General features: G+C 67.7%; 19 protein-coding genes and 1 pseudogene. 10 read left to right on the top strand and 10 right to left on the bottom strand.

All coding sequences use genetic code 11. The features are described 5' to 3' along the window. Positions 1 to 213: 213 nt before the first annotated feature. A complete protein-coding gene (locus ABZ855_RS31340; RefSeq protein WP_360812567.1) occupies positions 214 to 378 on the bottom strand; it encodes a hypothetical protein in 165 nt (54 codons plus the stop codon). 675 nt (positions 379 to 1,053) lie between these two features. Between ABZ855_RS31340 and ABZ855_RS31335 the strand changes: the two genes are divergently transcribed. Then, the gene (locus ABZ855_RS31335; RefSeq protein WP_360812565.1) at positions 1,054 to 2,031 is read left to right on the top strand and encodes an asparaginase; all 978 of its coding nucleotides are present in this window, start codon (positions 1,054 to 1,056) and stop codon (positions 2,029 to 2,031) included. A gap of 305 nt (positions 2,032 to 2,336) precedes the next feature. Here the strand turns inward: ABZ855_RS31335 and ABZ855_RS31330 are convergent, their stop codons facing one another. Beyond that, the gene (locus tag ABZ855_RS31330) at positions 2,337 to 3,185 is read right to left on the bottom strand and encodes a phosphotransferase (RefSeq protein ID WP_360812563.1); all 849 of its coding nucleotides are present in this window, start codon (positions 3,183 to 3,185) and stop codon (positions 2,337 to 2,339) included. Positions 3,186 to 3,915: 730 nt separating this feature from the next. Between ABZ855_RS31330 and ABZ855_RS31325 the strand changes: the two genes are divergently transcribed. The 6 genes from ABZ855_RS31325 to ABZ855_RS31300 are packed head-to-tail and all read left to right on the top strand — an operon-like array spanning position 3,916 to position 10,894. Continuing rightward, entirely contained in the window at positions 3,916 to 5,118 is a 1,203-nt protein-coding gene (locus ABZ855_RS31325) for a cytochrome P450 (RefSeq protein ID WP_360812561.1), read from the top strand. Beyond that, the gene (locus ABZ855_RS31320; RefSeq protein ID WP_360812559.1) at positions 5,106 to 6,503 is read left to right on the top strand and encodes a hypothetical protein; all 1,398 of its coding nucleotides are present in this window, start codon (positions 5,106 to 5,108) and stop codon (positions 6,501 to 6,503) included. The genes ABZ855_RS31325 and ABZ855_RS31320 overlap by 13 nt, the downstream gene beginning before the upstream one ends. A 26-nt stretch (positions 6,504 to 6,529) precedes the next feature. After that, positions 6,530 to 7,501 (top strand): aspartyl/asparaginyl beta-hydroxylase domain-containing protein, encoded by a 972-nt coding sequence (locus tag ABZ855_RS31315; protein WP_360812557.1) that lies wholly within the window; start codon positions 6,530 to 6,532, stop codon positions 7,499 to 7,501. 41 nt (positions 7,502 to 7,542) lie between these two features. After that, the gene (locus tag ABZ855_RS31310) at positions 7,543 to 8,688 is read left to right on the top strand and encodes a glycine amidinotransferase (RefSeq protein ID WP_360812555.1); all 1,146 of its coding nucleotides are present in this window, start codon (positions 7,543 to 7,545) and stop codon (positions 8,686 to 8,688) included. After that, positions 8,685 to 9,935: an ATP-grasp domain-containing protein gene (locus ABZ855_RS31305; protein WP_360812553.1), complete on the top strand. Its 1,251-nt coding sequence runs from the start codon at positions 8,685 to 8,687 to the stop codon at positions 9,933 to 9,935. The genes ABZ855_RS31310 and ABZ855_RS31305 overlap by 4 nt, the downstream gene beginning before the upstream one ends. A gap of 20 nt (positions 9,936 to 9,955) precedes the next feature. After that, positions 9,956 to 10,894 carry a hypothetical protein gene (locus ABZ855_RS31300; protein WP_360812551.1) on the top strand — a complete coding sequence of 313 codons (939 nt, stop codon included), beginning with the start codon at positions 9,956 to 9,958 and terminating at the stop codon, positions 10,892 to 10,894. Between the two features lie 6 nt (positions 10,895 to 10,900). Here ABZ855_RS31300 and ABZ855_RS31295 read toward each other — a convergent pair whose 3' ends face one another. Next, complete coding sequence (locus tag ABZ855_RS31295; protein ID WP_360812549.1) at positions 10,901 to 11,887, bottom strand: aminoglycoside phosphotransferase family protein; 987 nt, start codon at positions 11,885 to 11,887, stop codon at positions 10,901 to 10,903. A 356-nt stretch (positions 11,888 to 12,243) separates the two neighbouring features. Beyond that, complete coding sequence (locus ABZ855_RS31290; RefSeq protein ID WP_360812585.1) at positions 12,244 to 12,462, bottom strand: helix-turn-helix transcriptional regulator; 219 nt, start codon at positions 12,460 to 12,462, stop codon at positions 12,244 to 12,246. A 559-nt stretch (positions 12,463 to 13,021) separates the two neighbouring features. Here ABZ855_RS31290 and ABZ855_RS31285 point away from each other — a divergent pair. Together ABZ855_RS31285 and ABZ855_RS31280 are read left to right on the top strand one after the other, a co-directional pair. Further along, positions 13,022 to 14,389, top strand: coding sequence for a transcriptional regulator (locus ABZ855_RS31285; protein WP_360812547.1), 1,368 nt, complete (start codon positions 13,022 to 13,024; stop codon positions 14,387 to 14,389). Positions 14,390 to 14,464: 75 nt separating this feature from the next. Beyond that, a complete protein-coding gene (locus ABZ855_RS31280) occupies positions 14,465 to 15,637 on the top strand; it encodes a serine hydrolase domain-containing protein (RefSeq protein ID WP_360812545.1) in 1,173 nt (390 codons plus the stop codon). Between the two features lie 31 nt (positions 15,638 to 15,668). Here ABZ855_RS31280 and ABZ855_RS31275 read toward each other — a convergent pair. Then, positions 15,669 to 16,192, bottom strand: a pseudogene (locus tag ABZ855_RS31275) (glutamate--tRNA ligase); the annotation flags it as partial. 367 nt (positions 16,193 to 16,559) lie between these two features. Here ABZ855_RS31275 and ABZ855_RS31270 point away from each other — a divergent pair. Beyond that, complete coding sequence (locus tag ABZ855_RS31270) at positions 16,560 to 18,014, top strand: IS4 family transposase (RefSeq protein ID WP_360812543.1); 1,455 nt, start codon at positions 16,560 to 16,562, stop codon at positions 18,012 to 18,014. On the opposite strand, the gene ABZ855_RS31265 is transcribed toward ABZ855_RS31270, so the two are convergent. The 5 genes from ABZ855_RS31265 to ABZ855_RS31245 form a co-directional block, all read right to left on the bottom strand. Next, positions 18,011 to 19,063 carry a transposase gene (locus ABZ855_RS31265; protein ID WP_360812541.1) on the bottom strand — a complete coding sequence of 351 codons (1,053 nt, stop codon included), beginning with the start codon at positions 19,061 to 19,063 and terminating at the stop codon, positions 18,011 to 18,013. The two genes, ABZ855_RS31270 and ABZ855_RS31265, sit on opposite strands and share 4 nt — an antisense overlap. A gap of 320 nt (positions 19,064 to 19,383) precedes the next feature. Further along, positions 19,384 to 20,814 carry a group II intron reverse transcriptase/maturase gene (gene ltrA / locus ABZ855_RS31260; RefSeq protein WP_360812583.1) on the bottom strand — a complete coding sequence of 477 codons (1,431 nt, stop codon included), beginning with the start codon at positions 20,812 to 20,814 and terminating at the stop codon, positions 19,384 to 19,386. A gap of 511 nt (positions 20,815 to 21,325) precedes the next feature. After that, on the bottom strand, positions 21,326 to 21,697 hold the full coding sequence (locus ABZ855_RS31255) for a transposase (RefSeq protein ID WP_360812539.1): 372 nt from the start codon (positions 21,695 to 21,697) through the stop codon (positions 21,326 to 21,328). 1,253 nt (positions 21,698 to 22,950) lie between these two features. Beyond that, positions 22,951 to 23,826 (bottom strand): DMT family transporter, encoded by an 876-nt coding sequence (locus ABZ855_RS31250; protein WP_360812537.1) that lies wholly within the window; start codon positions 23,824 to 23,826, stop codon positions 22,951 to 22,953. Beyond that, a complete protein-coding gene (locus tag ABZ855_RS31245) occupies positions 23,823 to 24,881 on the bottom strand; it encodes a hypothetical protein (protein ID WP_360812535.1) in 1,059 nt (352 codons plus the stop codon). The genes ABZ855_RS31250 and ABZ855_RS31245 overlap by 4 nt, the downstream gene beginning before the upstream one ends. Positions 24,882 to 25,378 lie beyond the last annotated feature (497 nt).

The following is a 25,378-nucleotide window of genomic DNA, read 5'->3' as shown; positions in this document are numbered from 1 at the left end:
CAAGGCGACGGCCACCACGAAGTAGACCCACTCAACAGACCGGGGTCGGTCCCATTACATGAGCCGACCCCGGGAACATTCCGTGAGCGCCCACACTCGATGGCATGTATCAGTCGATGCTCCATGTTCTCCCCATCGTTCGAGTGGAAGCGGGTTGCGCGGAGCGGGGACCACGCACCGTCGCGCGGTCCCCGCCCTGTCGTGCGCTGCCTGTTACGCGGGGTGGTTCAGGCCGTCGCCGCCGGGCCACGGGCCGTCACCACCCCCGCCCTGCGACGGGTCGGAGGCGCTGGTGTCGTTGCGGTCGTGCACGGCCGCAAGAACCTCGACGGCCACCAGCAGGCCACTGCCGGGTGCCGGGGGTGCGTCCTCGTTCACCACATGCTCCTTCCACTTCCGTTTCCCATCGGGGCTCCGATGGGCTGTCTTGGGGCCAGGTCCAACCGCTTCATCCCTTGCTCGCCCCGGTGCACAACCTGCTGCAGGCGGTGGGCGGTCGCACATCACGGTGGTGATATCTCTTCGGTGATCCAGTGGGTTTCGGACAGCGCCCGATCTCAGAGTCGGAACTCCAGCACACGGAGAGCTTCACGCTCGTCCCCGGACCAGGGCGGCCATAGAGACCTGGGTCCGTACTGAAGGCGCTCCCCAGACCGCTCTGACTGTCGGGGCGCGTTCGCTGCGTTCCTTCGCGGACATCACCGGTCGCGCCCAAGTACACACCGCCACTATGGGAACGCATCCTGGGAGCGTCTGGCGGCAACACTCGACTATGCCGGCCTTGACCGTGCTTGGCTGGCCCGCCGCTGCGGACAGCTTGCCTCCGTCGGAACCACCGGGCTCGCCAGACCACGAAGCCGCCACCTCGGCCCTGAAGCTTGGGACCGGGCGCGCACGTACGTGGCAGCGGAGTTACTGCCTGAGGTTGGCGCCTGGGGCCTCCCCCTCAGTGGGAGAGACCCGATAGCCTGCACGGAAAGATCTCCGAGTGAGAGATCCAATTAGGCTGACTGGCTGGGAAGTTGGGGGGCGACGGTGGGCATGACGCGAACAGTGGCTGTCTACTCTCTCGGTGGCACCATTGCCATGACCACCGACCGGACGACCAGCGGGGTCGTGCCAGCCCTCTCCGCGCATGACCTTCTGGCAGCGGTGCCCGGTCTGGACGGTCACGACATCGACCTTCGTGTATTCGATTTCCGCCGGGTACCCGGTGCCTCGCTCACATTTGACGACCTCACGGAGCTCGGCGCGGCGATCGACAAGGTCCTCGACAGCCGCGATGTCCATGGGGTTGTGATCACGCAAGGCACCGACACCATCGAGGAGACGGCGTTCTTCCTCGACCTCCACCACCGTCACGACCAGCCGGTCATCGTTACCGGCGCCATGCGCAACCCCACCATGGCCGGCCCTGACGGACCGGCCAACCTGTACGCGTCCGTCATCGCTGCAAGCGACCCACAACTGCGAGGGACTGGGGTGCTGGTCGTCCTCAACGATGAGATCCATGCGGCACGCCATGTCCGTAAGTCCCACACCACTAGCCCGGCCGCCTTCACGTCACCCAGCACTGGACCTGTCGGCCGGATCGCGGAGGACCGCGTACGGCTGACTTCCCAGCTCCCCGCACGATTCGGTTCCCTGGCACCTTTTACCCGTGACGTACGCGTGGGCATCTACACGGTCAGCCTCGGCGACGACGGCACGCTGCTCGAAGCGTGGGACGACCGGTGCGACGGGCTTGTCGTCGCCGCCTTCGGTGTGGGACACGTCCCTCAGCGACTCGTCGAGAACCTCGAACGAACCGCCGCACGTATCCCCGTGGTCCTGGCCTCGCGCATTGGCAACGGCCCGGTCCTGACCGGAACGTACGGTTTCCCCGGGTCGGAGAAGGATTTGATCAGCCGGGGGCTCATTCCGGCTGGCGGCCTCGGGCCGTACCAGGCACGCCTACTGCTCCAGGTGCTGGTCGCCCAGGACGCTGACCGCGAGACGATCGCAGGAAAGTTCGCCGACTTCTCGCGCTGACCTGCGTGCCTCAGCTCCGCCCGAGAGGGCCCACATGGTTGCCCACGTACTGAATACGGGCTGGACGTTCGGCACCACCTTCGAACGCGGCTTCGAATGCGGCGAGGACTTCTTCGACTCGGTCTCCGCGTTCCGTCGTGACTACGGAGTGCGGCAGGGCTACGTTCCCTCGTTCATCGGCGCGTCCGCCGAAGCAGAGATCGTCGGCGCCTGCGGCAGACTCCAAGACCCGAACGCCCGGCCTTGGACAGGACTTACGTCACAACGTCGAAGCCATCTGTGCGGGAACGATCGCCTATGACCCCTCAACCAGCCTGAAGCTCCGCCACGATACGGTCTGCCTCGATCCGTGCGAGCCCCGCCCGGGGATCACCAGGATCGGCATGCGAGCCAAGGATCTTCGTGCAGAAGAACAGCGACATGAGCTTGCCCTCCCGGCTCTCCAGGTCGCGCTGCCGCTCCCGCCGAACGCGCTCGGCCAACTCCGGGAAGACGAGCGAGTTCCCCCACAGCCACGCCGCATCCAGACCCCGCGGAGCCATACCCCAATCCTCCCAGTCGAACATGCAGAACTGTGGAGAAGTCACGTTCGCCCAGTTCAGGTCCGCATGCGCCGGCGCCCAATCCTCGACGGTCGTATCCGGCACCTCCGTGAACGTCTCCCTGATCACCGACGTGACTCCCGCCTGAGTGATAGGGACGGTATCTGGCGTTGCCACGCGCGTCGTGCGCTGTTCAGCGAGCGCATCCAGAGAGCGGTTCAGCGCCTCCCACCACTCCTCCGGAAGTACCGACACCGAATCGGGACCCACCGGCTTCCCGGGAAGCAGCTCGGTCTCATCGGCGCGCCACATCGCTGCTCGGGCAACGTCGCTCCAGGACATGCCCCGCAACCACGTGGGCTTCGCGACGCCGTCCAGAATTGAGGCGCACTCTGTGCCGTTCCAGCCCTGCCCGTTGATATTTTCGAGGGGCCGTCGCTCGATCCGCACCCACGTACCGCGGTCCGTTCGCGCACCAACCGTCCGCCGCTTCCGGACCAGCGATTCCGGATCCACCCGCACGTCAAGCGCACACTGCACGTGTTCAAGTACCTCGTCAATCGGCTGAATACGGAGATCGATGGACGTGACCGTAGGCGATGACGCTGTCATTGAGCTCCTTGGCTGCTGTCCCACAATGTTGGTCAGAAGCGGACCCACGCAGGATCCTCCTACTTCGGCGCTTTTCATCCGAAGGTAACCGGTGCGGTCCAGGTGCAGTACCCGGGCGCGGTGTGCGGAGTCCAAGTTTGCCACCTTGTGCGAATCGGAATCTCGCTCCGGCAGAGTGATATAGCGTCGGCGAAGAAGCGACAAGGCGAGTATCACCTCCGTGATATCACCACCGAGATGTGCCCTTCCGGTGAATTCAGCGCACCCTCAAGGACGGGCCAACGCTGCAACGGGTAGCTGGCGCGTCTGCCGGGGCTCGCGTGCGTCCGCGCCTACAACGACTGGATGGTTGAGGCGTCGTGCGGCGACAGCAGAGGCCGGCTGATCCCGCCGGGCCTGCGGCAGACCTGATGCGGGTTTTCGTGCCGCCTCGCTGGTCGGTGCACCCGCGCCGACACCCGCTGTGGGGGCGGAAGCAGTTGGGCACAGCCGTGCATTACCGCAGCAGACCAGCCTATGAACCGCCCGCCCGCTCAGGGCTCCTGCCCCGTCCAAGGGGCGGGCCGCCTGGGGAAGGTCCCCCGGGCCTGTTGCACCGCCGCCAACCGGCAACAAGGGGAAGGAGGACGGCCATGTCGTACGACCACTGATGCCAAGCGTCGGGCCGGGGCCAGCACTCACTGGCCCCGGCCCGCTCTGGACACTCCGCCTTGACTAGAGAGGAGAGCCCATGCCATCCACGGTACCCATGCTCACGTATGACCCTCTGGATCCGGCGACGCTCGCCGACCCCTACCTGCATCTTGCCGCGCTGCGGGAGACCACGCCGGTGTTCTGGCATGAGGGCATGCGGTCCTGGGCCCTGACCCGGTACGCGGACTGTGTCGCCGTGCTCCGCGACCACACCAGGTTCGCCCGCGACCGGCGGCGTGCGGGCGGCGAGGTGCCGGAGCCGTCCTTGAGCGTGCAGTCGCTGGACCCGCCGCAGCAGGCGCCGGTGCGCTCACTGTTCATGAACGCGCTGCGGGCTCAGGACCTCGATGCCATCGAGGTGCGTGCCCGAAAACTGCTGGCCGCCCGGTTCGACCAGCTCTCCGGTCGCGCGGAGTTCGACGTGATGGCGGAGGTCGCGGCGCCGCTGTCGGTGGCAGTCATCTCGGACCTGTTGGGCGTCGATGAGCCCGACCATGGCTCCTTCGCCCAGGTTTCGGACGCGATCATGAGGAGCATGGACGGCGGCTTCGATCCATCCGTTGTCGAGCCGGGCCGGATCGCCCGGCAGGAGCTGAGCACGCTGGTGGAGTCGTGGTTCCTTACCAGTGGCAGACCTGGGCTGCTATCGCACGTCCGCGACCACGCCCGCCATGCCAGCGATGCCGGCCTCGACCGTTTCGTACGCAACACCGCCCGGGTGATGTTCCAGGGCGGCTACAGCACCATGGTCGCGGCCATCGGCAACGCCGTGCACTCTCTGCTGCAGAACCCCCACGCCCTTCAGCGAATGCGCGATCAGGACCTGCTCCGCAGCGGCGTCGACGAACTCATTCGCTATGACGGGCCGGTGCAGGGCACGAGCCGGATCGCAACCGAGACCTGCCAGATCGGCGGCGTCACCGTGACGGCGGGCGAGACCGTGACGGTCCTGTTCGCCGCAGCCAACCACGACCCGGCCCAGTTTCCCGACCCCGGCCGGCTGCTGCTGGACCGTTCACCGAACCGCCACCTCGGCTACGGCTGGGGCACCCACGCCTGCATCGGCACAGTGCCCGCCCAGATGGCCCTGCGCGCCCTGGTGTCCAGCCTGGTGGAGCACGCGGCGCCTCTGAAAGCGGTTGCCGAGCCGCAGCGCCGCCGCACCGCGACCATGCGCGCCTTCGACGTGCTGCCTGCCGCCTTCCATCCCGAGAAGGGAGTACACAGGTGCGGATCCTGATCGGCAATCACATCGACCCCGCCATTCGCGACCGCGGCGACCTGCGGGCCTGGACACAGCGTGTGCTGTGGTTCGCCCGGGCGGGCGACGTGGTCGTGCTGTGCGACGAGCCCGACCCGCAGTTCCTCACCTACCAGGCTTCGTTCACGGGCGTAGACCCGGGCAGACTGCATATTTTGGTGCCTCCGGTCGGCCGCTACGGCGGCCACTTGCTGGATCCCGAGAGCCTCACCAGTGACAAGTTCGTCCGTAGCGTCCGCGACGTACTCGGAGAGCGCGGGCTGGGCGGCGTCGAGGAGGTCTTCGCTCTGTGGCCATCGGCACATGTGGCCCGTTTTGCGGCCGGGCTGGGCGTCGGGGACCGGTTTGCAGGGGCTGACTTCTTCGCTCAGGGCGGTGGGGAGCTGGGCAACAATAAGGCGACCTTTCGGGCCCTTGCGGCCGGAGCCGGGGTGCCGATCCCCGCCGGAGCCGTTGCCCGGAGCGAACGGGAGGCTATCGACGCCACTGCCACGCTGCTGGACGAGGTCGGCGCGGTCATGGTCAAGCAGGCCCACAACGGGGCGGGCGTGGGCAACCAGCTCCTGGTGCGCGACGCCTCCCTCGCGGTCGACCACGTCGGAGCGCGCCACCTCCACCGCCTCGACAGCGGGGGCAGAGAGGTGATCGAGGCGTACTGGAAGGAGCGCTGGGACTGGGCTTCCGCTTCCGGTCGGTTCCCTGCCGTTGTTGAGGAGTTCGTCCCTGGCGCGGCCTCCGTGTACTCCGAGCACTACGCCGCCGATGACGTAACGCGGCCGACGGAGATGGGGATGCTGCTGTACGTCGGGCGGCGCCTGAGCCACCAGATCGTGCCTCTGCGTGGGGTGGACGAGAACATCCGTGAGCAGCTGCTGGGGGGTGGGACGCGGCTGGCGGAGGTTTACCGGGCACTCGGCTATCGCGGGCATCTGAGCGCGGACGCGATCGCGCTGCCCGACGGACGGGTGGTGTTCACCGAGGTCAATGCGCAGGTCTCCGGAAGCCTGCACATCTACCAGGTCATCGCCCAGCGCATCGTCGATACCACAGCCGCTCCCGAGCGGTCGGTGGTGGAGTACCACGTTCCTCCGACCTGGGCCGTCCCCGACTTCGACGCTTTTCTCGAGGCCGCCCACGAGATCGGCTGCGGCTACGACCCCGCCACGCGCACTGGCGTCATCGTCTCCATGCCGGTTATCCCCATCGAACCCGGGCGCGCCCAGTTCGTGTTCTGCCTCGCCTATGCCACCGACGCCGATCGCCAGACGGTGTGGGACGCGCTCGACCAGCGGTTTGCGGCCGTGTCCGCGGACACGTACGCCGCGAGCGACCACGTCGGCGTATCGGCGCGGCCCCGCTGCTGACCCCGGACCTGGAGAGGGAATCCGTGATGAGCGCACCCGAACGCACCCAGCGCGCAGCGCTCGCCGAGGCGGTTCGGCTCGCCTGTTCGTTCGACGCCGACCGTCTCCAAAGCGAGTTGGCCAAGGTCACCGGTCACCGCTGGAAGCCCCAGCGCATCCACACTCCCGGCGGCAGCATTGGTCAGGCGGCCACCATTGACTGGCGGGTGCTGCCGCTGCGCAGCCCTGGCGGGGACTCAGACCGCACCGACCCCGGCGGCCCTGGCCCGGTAGACTTCGCGCCCACCGTGTGGATGGAGCGGCTGCCGTACCTGCGCGAGATTCTCGATGCAATTCCGGCGCCGCTGAACGCCGTACGGCTGATGGCGCTCGGCCCGGGAGCCACCTCCCGGCCCCACCGTGACCCGAAGTACGCGCTGCACCGTGGGTTCATGCGCTTGCACATCCCCCTCGTCACCCACCCCGACGCGGTCCTCGTCCTCGACGGCGTGGAGCACTGCTGGCAGCCGGGAGAGTTCTGGTACGGCGACTTTTCCCGGGAGCACCTGGTGCGCAACACGGGACCGGCGACCCGGGTGCACGCAGTCATCGATGCCCTGCTCACCCGCGAGTTGGCCGAGCTGTTCCCCGTCGATTGGCAGATCGCCCTCGCCCGTGCCGACGTGCTGTTCAACCATCCTGCCCCCGCAGCCGCGCCCTGCCCCATCGCACTCCCGTACCCCGCCAACCTTCCGAGCGGTCTCATCGACTTCGATCATGACCAGCCGCTGGACGGTCCCCTTCAGCCCGTCCAGCTAAGCGAGGCTGACGGACATCTCAGGCTGATCACCGCCGACCGGGCCTTCGCGCTTGTCCCGGTGGGACAGAGAGAGTTCCGCTTCGCCGGATGGAGTGAGCAGCGCACCCTCCAGCTCACCGACGACGGCGTGGTGCTGCGTGCCCGCCACGGCCGCCAGCTCACTGAACGCCGCCTGTCGGCCGGGGCGAGCACCCGGTGACCGCCCTGCCGAATCCCACCCCGTCGCAGATGAGGAACCCGATGCAACTGACCAGTTACGACGACTTCACGACCCTGCGCGAGATCATCGTCGGCTCCGCCGAGAACTACCTGTCCCACGAGCGTGACGTCACCTTCGAACTGTTCCACCACGAGAACCTGACCGGCTTCCGCTCCGACTGGGCCTACCCCCGCCTGGCCGCCGCAGGAGGCGGCACGCCGCAGAGTTGGAGCATCAAGCGGCGTTTCACCGAGGAACTCCACCAGGACGTCGAGGCCCTGGCCGCCACGCTCGCCAGTCTCGGCGTCACCGTGCACCGGCCTCTACCGCTGCCACCGGACGCCGCATCCATCGCCGGGCTGGGCTGGCAGGCCGCGCCCACCCCGGCCCTGAACATCCGCGACAACACGTTGATCCTCGGCGACGAAATCATCGAGACGCCGCCGGCCATCCGCTCCCGCTACCTGGAGACTCGCCTCCTGGCCCCGCTCTTCCGCCGCTACTACGAGGCCGGCGCACGGTGGACGACCATGCCGCGCCCCACCCTCACCGACCTCTCCTTCGACCTGTCCTACGCCAGAGATGCCGCGACAACCCTGGGCGGACCCACCGAGCCGGTCGCCGACTCACAGCCGAGCCCGTACGACGTCGGCTTCGAGATGATGCTCGACGGCGCCCAGATCCTGCGCCTGGGCCGCGATCTGGTGGTCAACATCGCCCAAGACAACCACCGCCAGGGCGTGGACTGGTTGGAGCGGCACCTCGGCGACCGATACCGCATCCATCGGGTGCACCGGATGGCCGACAACCACATCGATTCCATGCTGCTGGCGCTGCGACCTGGGGTGTTCCTCGCCCGGCACGACGGCATCCGCGACCTGCTACCCGAGGCCCTGCAGACGTGGAAGTTCATCGTCCCGCCCGAGCCCGACCCGGGGGCGTTCCCAGCCTACGACGCCGCCGACCTGGTCCTCACCAGCCCGTACATCGACCTCAATGTCTTGTCTCTCGACGAGGAAACGGTGCTTGTCAACGAGGACTGCACGGGCCTGATCAAGACCCTTGAAGCCGAGGGCTTCACTGCAGTGCCCGTACGACACCGGCACCGGCGACTGTTCGGCGGCGGTTTCCACTGCTTCACCCTCGACACGGTCCGCGACGGCGCCTGCGTGGACTACCTGTCGTGAGACCGCCCTGTGTCTTGCTGCTGGAGGCGGCCGGCCCCGAGTCCGGCGCGATCGCCGCGACAGCAGCCGCCTCCGGCTACCAGGTCCATGCAGTCACCGATCCCACCACCCACGCCACCTACAGCCCCGACCTCCAACGACTCCTGACCGGCTGCCTGCTCACTGACTTCTCCCGGCCAGAGACGGCCCTGAAGGACATCGTGGGCTACGCCCGCCGGATCGGCGCCGACGCGGTGCTCACCACCAACGAGTACCTTACGGAACTGCTCGCGCAGGCGTGCGCCGCCCTCGGCTTGCCAGGCAACGACCCGGCCCGCGCAGCTGCCGCCCGCAACAAGGCGGACATGGCCGAGGCATTCGCCCGCCACGGCGTCACCGCACCCCGCACCCGCATCGTCGACGGCGCCGACGAGCTGTGGCGCTGGTGCGCGGTCGGGCAGATCACCTTCCCCTGCGTCATCAAGCCAGCCGACGGCGCCGGATCGGCCGGCGTCACTGTGGTCATCGGCCCAGAACAGCTGGAGCCGGGCTGGCACGCCGCCCGCGCAGCGAGCGTGATGTACGGGCTGCCACGCGACGAGCGCGTCCTGGTCCAGGAGTACGTAGACGGCCCCGAGTTCAGCATCGAGTCGGTGACCCAGCACGGGGTCACCACCCATCTGTGCATCACCCGCAAACACACCACCGGTGGCATCCACCGCGTCGAGCTGGGTCACACGCTGCCCGCCCGGCTGCCCGCGGCCACCGAGCGCGCCCTGTTCGAGGAGGCTGACCGGGCGATCGCCGCGGTCGGCATACGCAACGGCGCCACCCACACCGAACTTGTCCTCCGCGCCGATGGACGGTGCACTGTCCTGGAGATCGGGGCCCGACTCGGCGCCGGACACATCGGCGTCCTGATCCAGCACGCTCTCGGCATCAACCCGTGGCGCACCCTATGGGACATCGCCCTCGGCCGCTCGACCGCCGCCACTCCGGCTCGCGGCGGGTACGCCACCGTCCGGTTCTTGACCACGCGCCACGTCGGGCGGCTGGCTGCCGTCACCGGCCTGCCGACGGTGAGTACCACCATCCCCGCCGTGCAGGTGCGGGCAGTTGACGGAGCGCCCGTGGGCCCGGTGACCTCCAACCGCGGTCGCCTCGGCCATGTCATCGTCACCGGCCACGATTCGCGCGCCGTCGACGACCAGGCCGACCGCATCCTGCGCCAGATCACCATTACCGTCGTCCCCGGGAGCCAGAGTTGACCCCTCCCTCTGCTCCCCCAGTGATCACCGCAGCTTGCTTCCCCGTCCCAGGACTCCTCCTGCGGACCCACGACAAGTTCACCCAACAGATCATCCGAGGCTTCGCTCAGCAGCAGGCCACGGCGGCGTCCCTCCTTCACCACACCCTGGTCACCGCGCTGCGCCGGAGCCATGACATCGCCGAGCGGACCCAAGCCTTCGAAGCAGCGTTCACAGGGGCAGAAGACTGGCGGTACCGGGCTGCAGCGAACAGCCAGCACCCCGACGGCCGCTACAGCGCCCGCTGGGCAGAACGCTTCCGTACTCCCATCACTGACGACAACCCCAATCTCTTCCGCATCGGAGAACCTGCCCGATTCCGGGACGGCGCCACGTGGGACCCGGACACGCGCACTTACCAAGGCGGCACCGACACTCCGGCCAGCCGCACGATGCGCGACTTCGAGGCATACGCCACCGACCGCTTCCTGCAGACGTGCAAGGGCGATGTAGTGAGTAACCGCATCGCCCTGCCCGACGGCCGGATCGCCGAAGGCATGCGACTCATGCGTGGCCCAGCCGCCCATCAGGCCGCCGCCGAGATGGCCGCCCGAATCACCACCCGAGGAGGGGACCCCTCCCGCATCATCACGGACGGGCACCTGATCTACTGCGCCACCGGTCCGGAGGCCGACCGGCACGCAATCCTCCACCAGGCCATGGTCTTGCTCGCCGCCGAGCACTCGACACCCGCAGCCACACTGACCGCTTGGCTCCAGGCGGCCTATCTCCTCTACCAGGCCCCCCGCACAAAACGCGGGGCCGACGCAACCGCCCGTATTTTCCTCATCACAGCGGGCGCCTCGTTACTACCTTCCCCGCCCGTCCTCGTACACGACGTCGACCTCCGCGCCTACGTACGTACGCAGGACACATTCGTCACCGAGCTACGGGCTACCCAGAACGGCACCAACCAGTGAGCCATCTCAGGTCAGATCGGCCAGTACCATCCTCATCGCGGAATAGCTCTCGCGTACCCCGTCGGTGTTGAAGAGGCGATGGCGCTCCAAGCGGATGGCGCCGAGGTGCCGGGCTTCATAGATCCGCGAGCGCCACACCGCTGCGGCAGAGCGATCCGGCAGGCCGTAGCTCTCCCAGAACGCCTCCCGCTCGTCAGGCTTGGCCATCGCCATCCGGATCGTCCAGTCAGCGGCCCTGTCCCCCCACCAGGTGCGGTCCATGTCGAGTACCCCGGTGATTGTTGGCTCCGGCGCGGTCCCGTCGAGCATCACGTTGACGGTCCAGAGGTCGCCGCTCAAAAGCCGGGGTTCGGTGATTTCGTCGAGGACAGCACGCTCATGCTCGGCCACGGCGGCGACCTTACGCAGATCGGCGGCGTCCAGACCGACGCTGTCCAGGTCAGTGGCGATCTCTTCCAGCGACGCCATCACCGCCCCGCTCCAACTGCCGTACGCCGGACCGGCGACGGGACCGAAGTGCGGGCCGCGCACCGAGTGCACGTCGCGGGCGATCCTGCCCATCTGCCGAAAGAACGTCGGCCAAACTGTACGGGGATAGTTGCCGATGCGATCCGGCGCGGGGACACCGTCGAGGAGAGTCTGGACCATGTAGTCCCGGCCGATAACCTCATGCGACCAGTCCGCAGCGATCACCTGCGGCATCAGCGGTGCGATCACCGCGAGCCACGGCACGCTGGCGTACTCGTTGCGCATCAACTGGTGCTCGGAGCGGAACTGCCGCCTTGGCTCCGGCGCAACCCGCAGGATGACCGGCCGGTCCTGGCCTTCGAGTTCAATCCGGTAGGTGTTGTTGTACATGCCTGCGCCCAATTCGGTTGCAGACATGACCCGGGCGTCGGCACCGAAGACACGTCGGCAGATCCCGTGGATCTCGTTGGTGGTCACCGACTGCTGAAACGCCTCAGAAGTGCGCTCGATCGGCCGGAATTCCATGCTGCTCCCCATCACTTGGCTTCCCCCTGGTCCTGTCCGAGGCGCATCACGACGGAAGCCTCAGAGGTTGGACTAGAACGCGTCGAGCGTATCCGTTTGAGACAATCGCGGTTTGCAGAGTTGGAGAGGCGGACAGCGCACTTGCCGGCATGTTGACAGTGAGGTGAGACCCCTTCAGTAAACCGCCCGAGCATCTTCGTTCCCACCATGGACGTGATGGCGCTGCCTGTGATCCACGTGGCCCACCCCGCGATCTTTGGCCGGGGAGTGTGGACCCTTCACATGATGGTGTCCGATTCCCTCCCGTGACTTCTGGTGATGTTCTGGCCGCAGGCGACCAGCCCTTCAGCATCCGATCATTCGCGCACGGCACGCCATCCGTCTGGCTCGTCCATCCGGTTCGGCATTCGGAGCATGGGCCCAGTAAGTTCCGCCGGAGTGTCGAGTCCGCCCAGGAGTTCGACAATTTTGTCGATGTTGGTCAGCCTTCGTGCGCCTGACTCCAGCATGGATAAGAACGCCTGACTCAGTCCTGTGAGCTCGGCCATGTCGCTCTGGCGTAGATCGCCCGCCACGCGCACCAGGTGGCACAGCCTGCCGAAGTCGCGAGCGAACAGGGCTTGCCGAACGTCCGCACGCGCCCAAACCGCAGTCGGCACGCAGGGAGTGGGCCCAGGCTGATGCCGCGCCCTGCGTGAACAGCCGCTGCAGTACGGCTCCTCGTTATACCGACTGAGGACGCATTGGCAGCGCTGGCACCGGCGGACATCTCGAATCTCGCCGGTGTCGGCGCTGCCCTCCGTCCATGAACCCCGCCGAATGGAAGCGCCAAGCAGTACATCGCCCACCGGGTGGGGGGTGATCGCGGACCGACTCGTCGACAAGGGGGTGCTCGTCGCCGGATAGCGCATGGCGAGGCTCCATCAGTAGATCGGTGATCTCGTGCAGAACCGGGCTCACTTGCCAGCGGTGTATCTGCAACCCGACGACATCCTGGTCCTCGGGCTCGACGACTAGCGGCCTGGTGCATCAGTCAAGCCATCAGGTGACCAGGCGGGAACGTTTCTAGGGGGTTTCTCTCGACGTCGAGGGTGCTCATGGACACGTCAGCGCGGGTAACCTCCCAATTACCGAATGAGCTTCACGGGGAGGCACGACGTGGCCGGCGAGTCGTTAGCAGTGCACCCACTGACCTTCGTCCGCCAGTCGAGCGGGTGGGGGAAGGCAGAGTTCGCCCGGATCATGCAGGCGCGAGGGAAGGAACTTGGCGTCCCCCTAGCCACCAATCGCACAACCGTATGGAAGTGGGAGCAAGGCCAGGAGCCGGACGCCGACGCTCAGCGCGTCCTCGCTGACCTGCTGCGCGTCCCGTACGAACAGGTCCAGGACGAAGGATGGCCGCGCTGGCTCCCCGTATGGGAAGTCACCGGGCTCACCGCTCCCTGGACCGAGGCCGGTACCGTCGAGGCACTGGCTGACCTGGTTGGGAGTGGCCGCATGGACCGTCGGGGGTTTCTCACCATCACCGGCGCCGCCATGACGGGGCTCGTGGCGAGCTGGGCTGAGGCGCCCTCCACATTCGCCTCAGCACTCAACGGAGATCGAGTCACCGACACCATGGTCTCGACGATCGAGCAGCGCATCAGCACACTCCGTACGCTCGATGATCAACTCGGGGGGGCCCGACTTCTGGAGCAGGCCCGCGGCGATCTCGCCCTGATTACTGGTCTCCTGGACGCTGGCCGGTACTCGGACAAGATCCGCATCCGCCTGTACGAGCTGGCGGCTCGGGTGTCCCACCTGACCGGCTGGATGGCCTACGACGCGGGGCTACGGTCCGCCGGGCAGCGGTACTACGTCGGGGCCCTGCGTAGCGCCCGTACCGCTGGAGACGACGCCTTCGGGGCCTTCGTCCTGGCGGAGATGGGGGTCCACGTCTCCGAGGCCGGACGGACCGCCGAGCGGGTCGATCTCATCACGACTGCCATCGACAACGCTCCTCGAACGCTGTCGCTCCGCCCCCAGTCCTTCCTCTACCTGCACAAAGCCGAGGCGCTATCCCGCGACGGCGACCACCGGAGAGCTGGAGCGGCGCTGAACCGTGCCGCTTCCCTCTGGGAACGCCACACGTTGGAGGAAAACCCGGACTGGCTCGACTGGTTCGGCGAGGCACAACTGAAGTCCACCGAGGGAAAGGTCCTGCTGCGCTCGGGCCAGGTGGAACGCGCCACGAGCTCGCTGGAGACCTCCGTCAAGAAGGCCGCCCCCCGGGACAAGGCAGTACGGTCCAGCCGGCTGGCCGAGGCTCGGCTCGCCGGTAGCGACCTGGATGGGGCGCTCGACGCCGCCAACTACGGCGCCGATCTCCTCGAAGACAAGGTCAGCTCCGTTCGAGCTCTGGACCGGCTCAAGGAGTTCTCCGAGCAGCTCCAACCGCACAAGTCCGTTCCAGCCGTCCGTGAGTTCCGCGAGCGTCTTCAGGCGCTGCCCGTCACAGCCTGATCGGTATCGCCTTGACGACCGAGAGCGGGCCAGCTCCCCCTCGGAGCTGACGGCCGAAATGTCAGGATGGGCGGCATGACGACTATCGACGGGGAGGTCGCGGCCGGGTTCGAGCCGGTGCGCGAGGCGTTTGCGGCGAACTTCGCCCAACACGGGGACATCGGCGCGGCAGTCTGCGTGTACCGGGATGGCCGGCCGGTGGTGGACCTGTGGGGTGGGGTGGCCGATCTCCTCGCCGGTCGTCCGTGGGCGCGGGACACGCTGCAACTCGTCTACTCGGCGACCAAGGGAGCGACCGCGACTGCGGCGCATCTGCTGGCCCAGCGCGGCGCGCTGGACCTGGACGCGCCGGTGGCCGAGTACTGGCCGGAGTTCGCCGCGAACGGCAAGGCGGACATCCCGGTGCGCTGGCTGTTGTCCCACCAGGCAGGCTTGGTTGCGCTGGACCAACCGGTGCCGCTGGCCGAGGCGTTGGCTTGGGAGCCGATGGTGGCCGCGCTGGGCGCTCAGCGTCCCCAGTGGACTCCAGGTATCGCGCACGGGTATCACGGTCGTACCTTTGGCTGGTTGGTCGGCGAAGTGATTCGCCGGGTGTCCGGCCACACCCCGGGCCGTTTCTTCGCCGACGAGATCGCCGGCCCCTTAAGGCTGGACTTCTTCATTGGGTTGCCGACTAGTGAACGCGACAGGGTCAGCCGGATGGTGTACCGGCAGCCCGAGGTCGATTTCACCACCGTGCCGCCGGAGGCGATCCCCGAGGAACTCCGCGAACTGGTCGCGGCCTGGCGTGACCCGAACTCATTCAGCAACAGGGCGTTCCAGGTCACCGATCCGGCCGAGATCGACTTCAACTCGCCCGAGGTGCAGGCTGCGGAGCTCCCGGCCTCCAACGGCATCGGCACCGCGCGCGGTCTGGCGCGCATGTACGCCGCGCTGATCGGCGAGGTGGATGGCGTACGTCTGCTCACGCCGGAGACCCTCGCATCGGCGCTCAAGGAGCAGGCCAGCGGGGTGGACCAGGTGATGGTGGCGCCGAGCCGGTTCAGCTCTGGATACATGCTGCCCACTCAGACCAACCCCATGACCGGCCCGAACTCTCTCGGCCACACCGGTCGAGGCGGCTCGCTCGGCTTCGCCGACCCAGAGCACGGCATCGCCTTCGGCTATGTGATGAACCACATCATCGGCGGCCCCAACGATGTGCGTGCAACGTCGCTGGTTGACGCAGTGCGAAGGTCACTGGGGTAGTGGCGAGACCTTGATCACGAAGTAGTCTGCCTGCGAGCTTAGCCAGAGCCGCGTCGATCCGGGCCAGCATGTGGTCCTTGCCGAGGAACTCCAGGGACTCGAAGAGGGGCCGGCCGACGGTACGGCCTGTGACGGCGACGCGCACCGGGGCCTGGGCCTTGCCCAGCTTCAGGCCGTGCTTCTCGCCGGCGGCCAGGACCGCCTCCTTGAGGGAGTCGGGGCTGGTCCAGTCGGCTGTCTCCAGCTTGGCGCGGGCCGTGGTGAGGAGGGCCGCCGGGTCGACCTTCATCGCCTTGTCCCAGGACGCCTCGTCCTTCACCGGCTGCTTCAGGAACAGGAAGTCGACGTTGGCCGTGATGTCCGACAGGACGGCCACGCGGGTCTGGGCATGCGGGGCGATCGCCTATCACGCGGCCTAGTCGAAGTCCTCGGGCGTCCAGTTGGCGTAGGGGCACGCAGCCACGGTTCGCAGGTCGCGACGAACGTCTCCAGCGGCAGGGCTCGGATGTACTCGCCGTTGAAGGCGGTCAGCTTCTTGATGTCGAAGAAGGCCGGTCACGGGAACCCCCGTGACGACGGCGCACCACGGTGTCCAGTGAGCGACTCTGTCGGGAATCTTGAGGACGGGCGTCACTTTCCTTGGCGCCACCACAGCGGCCGGGGTAAGTCGCGTGTGTCGAGGTACTGCTGGAATGCTGTGGGAGGGCGGGGCCGGTACGAGCCGTCGGCGGGTTCTTGAAGGTTCAGCCGCTCGACGTTGATCGCGAGTGCGGTCAGGACGTGTTGGACGTGCGTCTTGGCCCAATACCGGGAAGTTTGCGGTCCGGGGCTGCTGTCAAGCGGTTCAGCAAAGTTGATGTAGAGAGGCGGGGCTCCGCGTAGGACGGAAGTCGACCAAGACACCGCTCTACGAGGAGCCCCGATGATTCAGTCTGGCATGCCTGTACGAGCTGATGCCGGTGGAAAGGCTTTCGCGGCCGGGCACTTGGGAGAGTTGACGCAGATCATCACACCGTCGCTGGTGGACGCGGTCCTGTCGAGGACCGGGCGGGTGCAGTCGCGGGTGCGGAAGTTACCTTCGCGAGTGATGGTGTACTTCGTGCTGGCCATGGCGTTGTTCGGCGAGTGCGGGTATCGGGGCGTGTGGGCCGCACTGGTTGCCGCGCCGGGCATGCCGGACGTCGACCCGTCCGCGGCGGCCCTGCGCCAGGCCCGCCGCCGACTCGGCTCGGCACCGCTCTCCGCACTGTTCGATCAGCTGAAGGGGCCGGTAGCGGCTGAGGACGCGGTCAGCTCGTGGTGGCGGGGGCTGCGGACGGTGGCCTGGGACAGCACAGGCTTCCTGGTCGCGGACAGCGAGGCCAACCGCTCCTACTGCGGTCGGGCCTCCGGAAAGAATGGGGTCTGCGGATTCCCCATGATCCGGATGTCGGCACTGGTGGAGTGCGGCACCAGGGTGCTGGTCGACGCGGTGCTCGGGCCATGGACCCAGGCCGAGGAATCGCAGTGCACGGTGCTGTGCCGAGCGCTGAGGCCGGGAATGCTGCTGCTGGCCGACCGGGGCAGCAAGGGCTTCGCGCTTTGCCGGTCAGCCGCAGCGACCGGCGCGCAACTGCTGTGGCGGATGAGCTCCGACCTGCAACCGCCGGTGCTGCACGCTCTTCCCGACGGCACCTACCTGTCGATGTCCACGGGGACCAACGAACGGGACCGGCTGCGCCGGTGGAGCCGACATCGCCGCACGGTAGCGCCGCAGATCACCGGCGTGGCCATTCGGGTGATCGAGGCCACGGTGACGGTCCGCGCCACCGACGGGACGACCACACCCACGAGTCTGCGGCTGGTCACCACGCTGCTGGACCACGAGCGCTACCCAGCTGCCGAACTCGCCGAGCTCTACCACCGAAGGTGCCAGGCAGAGACGGCCTACCTCGGGTTGAAGGTCACGCTACGCGGGGCGGACCGTGTCCTGCGCTCGCACCACACCGACGACGCCCAACAGGAACTGTTCGCCCTGCTCATCGTCTATCAGGTCGCACGACATGTCGCTGTCGGCGCCGCCTTGGACGCAGGGATCGATCCGTCCCGGATCTCGCTGGCCGTCACCATCCGCACCGCCCGCAACACCGTGATCACCGCGACCGGAACCCTGACACGGCAGGCGTGGCCGCCCACTCCCGTGATCCGCCGCGCCATCCTGCACCCCCGCGAGCTGGCCGCCTCGCACCGCCCGACCAGGATCCAGCCACGCCGCGTCAAACGCCCGATCTCGACCTTCGCCTACAACATGACCAGGAAGAACACTCCGATCCCGAACGCGAAGATCGCCATCACCATCACCACAGCCACCGATCGAACACGGCGATGGCGAACCTAAACTTCCCGGTATTGCGTCTTGGCCAGGCCGCGGTAGCGGCACCGGCGTCCGCGGTGGCTGCCCGCGAACTCCTCGATGGTGCCCTCGGCCCCCGAGCGTCGCCCGTAGAGTCGGCGCCAGTCCGCATCCTGCTGGTCGGCGCGGTTCTTGGTCTGGAGTTCGTGCAGGCGGCGGGTGGGAAAGTACAGGCTGCGAAACGGGCCCGGAGTGCACTTGGCCCGCTCGGGGCAGCGGCCGCACTGGCGGGCGTCGAACCGCACTGTGACCTTGGTCGGCTCGGCCACCGGCAGGTCCTGCCAGTTACCGCTGACCTGCCCGTTGGGGCAGGTTACCTCGCGCTGGTCGAAGTCGATGACGAAGTTCTCCCGGCCGAATCCGTCGCCTGCCCGGTGCTGCGGGGTGGTGCTCGGCGGAAGCGGCCCGATCAGCGTGACGAGGTGCAGGTGGGCGGCGGCGTCCATGCCGGCCACGGAGGTGTAGCCGCCGTCGACCAGGTGCCGGTCCGGCAGCAGGCGCCGCCGCCTGAGGCGGGCGTGGATGCCGGGCAGCGCCTGGCTGTCCGCGCTGGAGACGACGGTGGCCACGTCGGTGATGACGTTGATCCGCTTGTCGTCGCAGGTCTCGGTCACGTGCACGAGGTAGCCGGTCCAGCGGGTGTCGCCGCGGCGACACCAGCGCGCCTCGGTCTCATACGGCGACTCGATCTGAATCCGGGAGGGCGGCCGGCCGTCGCGCTTCGTGCGCGGCCTGAACCGCCCCTTGGCATCCACCAGGAAGTGCTGCACCAGGATCGTCCGAAGCACCTTCGCCTGCGCCGGAGCGCCGCTGGGGAACCGGGCGTCAAGGCGCCCAAGCAGTTCGCGGGCGTCGTCGCCCACCTGCTCCAGGCGGGCGACGGGGCGGCTGGGCTGGGAGCACAGGCGAACCGGTCGGCCGTAGCGTTGGGCCCATTCGGCGGTGACCAGCTCATCCAGCACCTCTGGCGCGTCGCGGGCCACCTCTTCCAGCACGGCGCGGACCGCCTCGGTCACCAGCTCCAGGCGGGTCAACTCCCGTGCGGCGGACAGGACGTGGGTGGAGTCGGTGCGCTGCGTGACGCGCCCCTTGACGAGGCCGGCCCGTCGGATCCGGGTGAGTGCGAGGCCCAGTAGCCGGTCGGCGCGGTCGCCTTCGGCGAGCCGGTCGCGGAAGTCGGCCGGGACACTGTGGTGGAACCCGGGGTCGTCCAGGTCCAGTCCGTGAAGTCGGCCCGGAGCGCGGTCCCGGCCTTTCGGCCGGGCCGTTTCTCCGGACCGCTTCCCGCACCCGCCGTGCGCCTCTCAACGCAACGGGCGCTCCACAAGCCCCTTGAGACTCTTGAGAGTTGTCCTCATCCGGTGATCGGCCATGGGGAGGGAATGACTGATCCGCGATAGCGATAGCGCGTGGTGTGCACTCTCGCCGGGCTGAACAGTTCCCGTTCCTCGCTGGCCGGCCACCAGCCTCCGCCGCAGTAGCGGCGGCGCAGCTGTTTCCAGTTCATCCGGGGGTGTTTGCGTCGTAGCCACCAGATGACCCGGCCCCAGACGTACGAGCTCAGGTACTGGAAGACGGCGCTTGATACTCCCGGCCGGAAGTAGGCGCACCAGCCCCGCAGCATCCGGTTGAGACAGATGAGCAGGGTGTCGAAGGGCACGTCCGTGCCTGTTCTGCGGCACTGCGTTTTCACCTTGGCCATCACGGCCGCGAGGGCCTTGCGGGCCGGGTAGGTGTAGACGTACTGCTTGTTGGCGCCTCGCTTTCGGTGGCGCTGGATGCGCCAGCCGAGGAAATCAAGGCCCTCGTCAATGTGGGTGACCAGCGTCTTCTCCGGTGACAGGCGCAGGCCCATCGTGGAGAGGACATGGGCGGCCTCTTCCTTGAGCGCCTCCGCGTCGGCCTTGGTGCCCGACACGACCAGGCACCAGTCGTCGGCGTAACGGATCAGCCGGTAGTTCGGCAGTCCGCGACGGCGGCGTTTCTGGCGGTCGTTGAAGGTGCTCGCTGGACCTCCCGGGCCCCGGGCGATGTGCTCGTCCAGGACGGAGAGGGCCACGTTGCTGAGCAACGGGGAGAGGATTGATCCTTGCGGGGTTCCGGCGCTGGTCTCCGTGAACGCCCGGTCCTCGCCGAGGATTCCGGACTTCAGGAACGCCTTCACCAGGGCCAGGACGCGTTTGTCCCCGACGCGAGCGCGCACCCGGTCCATCAGGGCGGGGTGCGAGATCTCGTCGAAGCAGGCTTTGATGTCGCCCTCCACGATCCACTCGTAGGAGTGGGAGGTGAAGTGGCGGACCTCGGCCACCGCGTCATGGGCCCGGTGGTTCGGGCGGAACCCGTACGAACACGGGAGGAAATCCGCTTCGAACACCGGCTCCAGTACCAGCTTCAGGGACGCCTGCACCACCCGGTCGGTCACGGTCGCGATCCCCAGACGGCGCTTCTTGCCGCCCGGTTTGGGGATCATCCGTTCCCGGACCGGGAGCGGGCAGAAACTGCGGTCCTTGATCGAGTTCCGCAGTCCGCCGAGGAAGTTCTCGACGCCCCGCACGGTCTCCACGTAGTAGGCGGTCTCGCCGTCCACTCCGGCCGTGCGGGCTCCCTTGTTGCCCCGCACCCGAGCCCACGCGACCAACAGGAACGCAGGGTCGGCAACGAGGTTGAACAGATCACTGAATGTGCGATGGGGGTCCTCACGGGCCCATCGGTGCAGCTTCGTCTGGATCTCCAGTACCCGGCGTTCCGCCCTGGTCAGGACGTACTCCAACTCGTCGGTATTCACCAACGATCCTCCTGGTCTTCCAGTCCTTCGGCTGCTGACTTGCTGTCCCCCTTCGCCATGTACGCGCCTCTCGCGCGCTCGGACTACTACGAGGACTCCGCCACGGTCCGGCGCCATCAGCCGACGACGGGCCTTCCCTCCACCCAGATGGCTGCCGGGCCTTGGGCGGCATCGGACCGCTTCCCACGTTCACCGCTATCCGGTTGTCGAGTGAGCCGCCCAGCTGTACCCCGGCAGCATCGCCATGTCTACGCCGCAGACCTTCAACATGGCCTCCGCACCAGCGCACTTCACCGGTGGCGGAGTCGCGACCACCGCCATTCAGCGGTCGCGCGCACTGCACCCGGCCCAGATCCACCAGGTTCGAGCCGGTTCAAGTGTTACGAGGCTTCGGGCGCTGGTTCCTCTCGTACGGCTTCTCGTCTCGCTTGCCGGGCCCGTACCGTCTGGCAGTGCCAGTACGTCCCGTCGTTGTCAGGGCTGCTTGCCGCCCTCCCGCGCGTCTCCGCGGTCAGGCTGCCCTCAGCTTCACCAGCCTGCTGCGACAGACCAGCGGCGGGGGTCTTCCACCCCCGCCCGGAAATAGCGGCGCCTCGTGGCGCACGAGGGCGTACTTGAAGTCGATTCGGCAGCGCACCGCCTCGGCGGCCTGGCGGTCGGAGAGGTTCATCGCGTACTGCAGCACGCAGACGGTGGCGAGCTGGGCGGGTGAGAGCCCAGGGCGGCCGTCACGCGGGTACCAGGCGGTGAAGTCCTCGTCACTCCAGAGGCCGTCGAGGCGGTCGCGGATCCACATCGCGGTGGTGCCCGTGGGGTTGGCCGCGCGGGCAACCCGGGCGGTCAGCGGCGGGATCTCGGCTCCGGAGTGAGGTTGGAGGGACACATCGGGCTCCTGAGGAACGAGGACGGGACGTTCCAGCGAGCCTGACGCAACGTCACGATCGTTTAAATGCCGTCCTCAAGATTCCCGAAAGTGTCGCTCAGTGCTACCTCGCCGGGTGCCTTGCGCAGCTTCCTGTGGCGAAGCGGGACGATGCACGTTGGCTGTCGGGGTGTCTTCGGCTCGTCCATTGGTCTGGGCGGGGGGAGCGGGCGGATATGCCGAACTGGCCCGTTGTAGCGCACCGGTGAGTTCATCACCATGGGTGAGTTCCGTGAGCCACGGTGCGGTATCCCACTCGTGGCCGGGTGAGGGAGGGAGAGTGACCTGTTCGTCATGCCCCCTGCGGAGTTCCAGCCGGGTGTCTTGGCCGAGGAGGGCATCGCCGGTGCCGGGTTGGACCAGCACCGTAACGGTGGTCTTGGTGGTGAAGCAGGGAGGGATGCTCGACCAGATTTCCGCCAAGAACGCCAAGCCCAAGTCGCGGGGGAAGGCCAGGGCGTCAAACGCGATACAGGGGGTCACAACAGAAGCAGGAGGTATTCCCGAGTCCGTCGGCACCTGACTCTCGGGAAGCGCGCTGGATTCCTCCACGTGGTGCCCATCCGGCGAGGAACTTCCCTGCAGCGCTTGCTCGCTATGCCCGGTCAGTCGGGTCGTGACCGCTGTGAAAGCCGGCCAACCCAGCACGCTCGTGTAATACGCTGCCCATGGTGATACGTCGCGGGAGGCGGGTGGCGGTGCTGTCTCGGAGTCATCCGCCTCGCGGCAATGTGGCCAACCCTTGTCGTTCACATGATTTCCTGTTCGCGGTTTCGGCATGGGCTGCCGCGTGGCATCGGGTCCGCGTAGCAAAAGCATCAGCTGTGAAGCTCTTGTTTCTTCGGCACTGTCTGATTCTCTGCCTTGGCTTGGGGGGCAGTCCATAACTGGAACGGGGGTGTCAACTTAACAATCTGAAAGGCTGTGACCTGGCAATATGTGGGAGTCGCGTGCGAGAACTTAGCCAAGGTGCTCGTAGCGCCCTCCGCCTACTGGACAGAACGCGGAGGATGCGGAGCGGATAGAGATACCCAGTGTCGGTGGACTGCCGCTTGTGGGGTTTCTTCTGCGGCGTTCGGCGTTCTCCTGGATATCGTGGTGCTCGGCGTTACTGGTCGCCGGTTCCGGACTGCTGGACTCGGGATTGGCCAGTCTGTTCAAAACCGGAACGTCATGCCTTGTGGGTACCGGCACTACGGGAGACCCCAGTGAGGTCAGATACTCGGGCACGGCTCCCCTTGGTGAACGGGGGTGCGGGCTGCCATGACGGAACCGATGAGGATCAGGGCGAGACCGGCCAGGGCGCTGGCTGATGGCAGATGTCCGAGGGGCACGTCATACAGGACAGCGAAGGCCGGGGCCAGATAGGCGGCGAGGTTCGCGCGGACGGCGCCGATGCGGCCGATCAGGAGGTAGAACAGCAGCAGGGCGCCGCCGGTGGCCACCGTGCTGAGTACGATCAGCCACCCGGCGGCTGCCGGGCTGGGCAGTCGGCTGGGCACCAGCGCCAGTGTGGGCGCGAGCAGGAGACAGCTCAGGCCCAGGGCGGTTGCGGCGACTGTGATGGGGGGGACGTCCGGCAGAACCCGCTGGATGTAGACGGCTCCGGCTGCGTACCCGCCGGCGGCAGCGACCAGCAGGACTCCGTGGGCTGGAGCGGAACCGCCGCCCAGGTCCTGCCAGAACAGCAGCACGGTGCCAGTGAGTCCGAGCGTGACTCCGATCGCCGCCCCGGAGCCGAGCCGGCGGTCCATCACGGCGGTGAGCACCGTGGCCCATACGGGCTGGGTGCCCAGGAGGATCCCGGCCAGCCCGCCGTTGACGTGCTGCTGTCCGACGGTGAGCAGCACGACCGGGACGGTCATCTGCAGCACGGAGGCGATCAGCAGCGCAGCGGGGTGGCGGCGTAGTTCGCGGACCAGAGCGCCGCCCCGAAGGGCCAGGGGTACCAGCAGCAGCGCGGACAGGCCGGTTCGGGCTACCACCACGATGGGCGCTGATAACTCCTGCAGGACCACGGATGCCAGCGGGAAGACCGCACCCCAGATCGCACCGAGCGCGATGAGGAGGGCTGCGTCCCGGCGCGTCACCCGGTGACGCTACCCGCCATGGTGAGGAGGTACTCGTCCAGCTCCTGGACCGCTCGCGTCCGGGCGTGCGGGGCGAGCCGGGCCCTGGCCTCGTGGACCCGGCGCAAGTTGCGTGCGGAGCTGGTGCGGGCGGCCACGTCGTACGCCCGGCGCGTCCACCGGACGGCCTCCTCGATCTCGCCCTGGGCGATCCGGGCGGTGGCGCACGCGGTGCTCACCTCGGCCGATCCGCGCACAAAGTCTCCCGACCACTGGGCTGCGGTCTGATCAAGGGCTGCCTGCGCCGCGGATGTCCAACGGACCGTCCCGAGCCGCATCAGGGAGTAGCCGGTCCACTTGCGCAAGTGGACCGCGTCGAAGAAGTTCACGCACGCCGGCGGGGGTTGCCCATCGGCCGTCGCAGTGTCCAGCAACTGCTCGGCCGCGTCGAGATCGCGGCGGCAGGACCACTCGTCTTTCAGGCAGGCGTGCACGTAGGCGCGGGTGACCGCCACCCAGGAGCGCACCACCGGATGGGCGCGACGCGCAGCGCGGTTGGCCGCGTTCGCGAAACCGAGCGCGTCGCGATGTAGTCCGCAATCGCTCAGCACCCGGCTCATCCGGCTGATGAGATAGGCGTACATGCTCGCGTCACCGGCGTCGCCAGCGGCCTGGGCCGCTTCCCGGTAGCAGTTGCCCGCCTCGGCGTACTGCTCCAAGTCCGTGTTCAGCCAGCCCATCAGGGCGCCGGAGTCTGCGACCAGCATCGCGGCGCGGGGCCGTTCGGCGGCGGGCACCGCACGCCGCCACGCCACCAGCTGGCGGTGGTGGTCCAGGGTCTGTTGGTAGACGGCGGCGGCGCCCAGGAGGTTGTCCAGTTGCCGGTAGCTGTCGGTGAGCTGGGCCCGCAGGTGAAAGATCTCGGGGGCCGTGGGCTGCATGGTGAGGGGCGGGGACGTGATGAGCTGTGGCGCGAGCATGCCGATGGCAGAGGTGCCGCCAGCGGTGAGGAGGGTCCGTCGCCGCATGAGTTGGTCCCATTCGTCGAAGACTTCCAGTGTGCGCGGTATACGCACGTGGTCTCCAACGTGGATGTCCCTCGTTGTGTCCGGGTTCTGTCTGTCCTGACCGGCAGCTCCTGCGTGCGAGTGGCTGGTGGGGAGGCGGATGATGGCCGGTGAAACGTCCGGGGCGAGACTGCGCAGGTCGTCTGGGGGGAAGTGCTCACGGTCCTGCTCATCCAGCAGGTTGCGGACCGCGGTGCGGTACGCGAGGGCCATCCAGCGCAGATGCTTGGCTGGGGGCCGACGTCCGCCGTGAGGCCATGCCTCATACCCGGAGACTTGGCTTGCCCAGACTGTGGCTTGTCCGCCGGCGCTGTCGCCCGTCGCCGCGGACTGGAGATTGATCTGCTCGGCTGCCTGTTCCTGGGTCCATCCATGCGCGTGCCGGTACGCAGCACGCGGCCGTAGCCCGTGGTTGCGCACAAAGTCGGCGGCGATCTGCCCGGCATCCATTCCCAGGGCGAGCATCTCGCGGCGAGCAGCCGCCAGCATGGTCCTGGGCGGCTTAA

The sequence above is a fragment of the Streptomyces sp. NPDC047042 genome (assembly GCF_040644035.1).
Classification (GTDB): Bacteria; Actinomycetota; Actinomycetes; order Streptomycetales; family Streptomycetaceae; genus Streptomyces.
The sequence above is the reverse complement of the archived record's forward strand: the minus strand, read 5'-3'. Positions and strand labels throughout refer to the sequence as shown.

What these genes read in the sequence shown, in the direction of transcription:
- ABZ855_RS31330 (WP_360812563.1), bottom strand. Translation starts at nt 3,185, where the DNA reads ATGACAGCGTCATCGCCTACGGTCACGTCCATCGATCTCCGTATTCAG.
- ABZ855_RS31325 (WP_360812561.1), top strand. Translation starts at nt 3,916, where the DNA reads ATGCCATCCACGGTACCCATGCTCACGTATGACCCTCTGGATCCGGCG.
- ABZ855_RS31315 (WP_360812557.1), top strand. Translation starts at nt 6,530, where the DNA reads ATGAGCGCACCCGAACGCACCCAGCGCGCAGCGCTCGCCGAGGCGGTT.
- ABZ855_RS31310 (WP_360812555.1), top strand. Translation starts at nt 7,543, where the DNA reads ATGCAACTGACCAGTTACGACGACTTCACGACCCTGCGCGAGATCATC.
- ABZ855_RS31295 (WP_360812549.1), bottom strand. Translation starts at nt 11,887, where the DNA reads ATGGAATTCCGGCCGATCGAGCGCACTTCTGAGGCGTTTCAGCAGTCG.
- ABZ855_RS31285 (WP_360812547.1), top strand. Translation starts at nt 13,022, where the DNA reads ATGAGCTTCACGGGGAGGCACGACGTGGCCGGCGAGTCGTTAGCAGTG.
- ABZ855_RS31280 (WP_360812545.1), top strand. Translation starts at nt 14,465, where the DNA reads ATGACGACTATCGACGGGGAGGTCGCGGCCGGGTTCGAGCCGGTGCGC.
- ABZ855_RS31270 (WP_360812543.1), top strand. Translation starts at nt 16,560, where the DNA reads ATGATTCAGTCTGGCATGCCTGTACGAGCTGATGCCGGTGGAAAGGCT.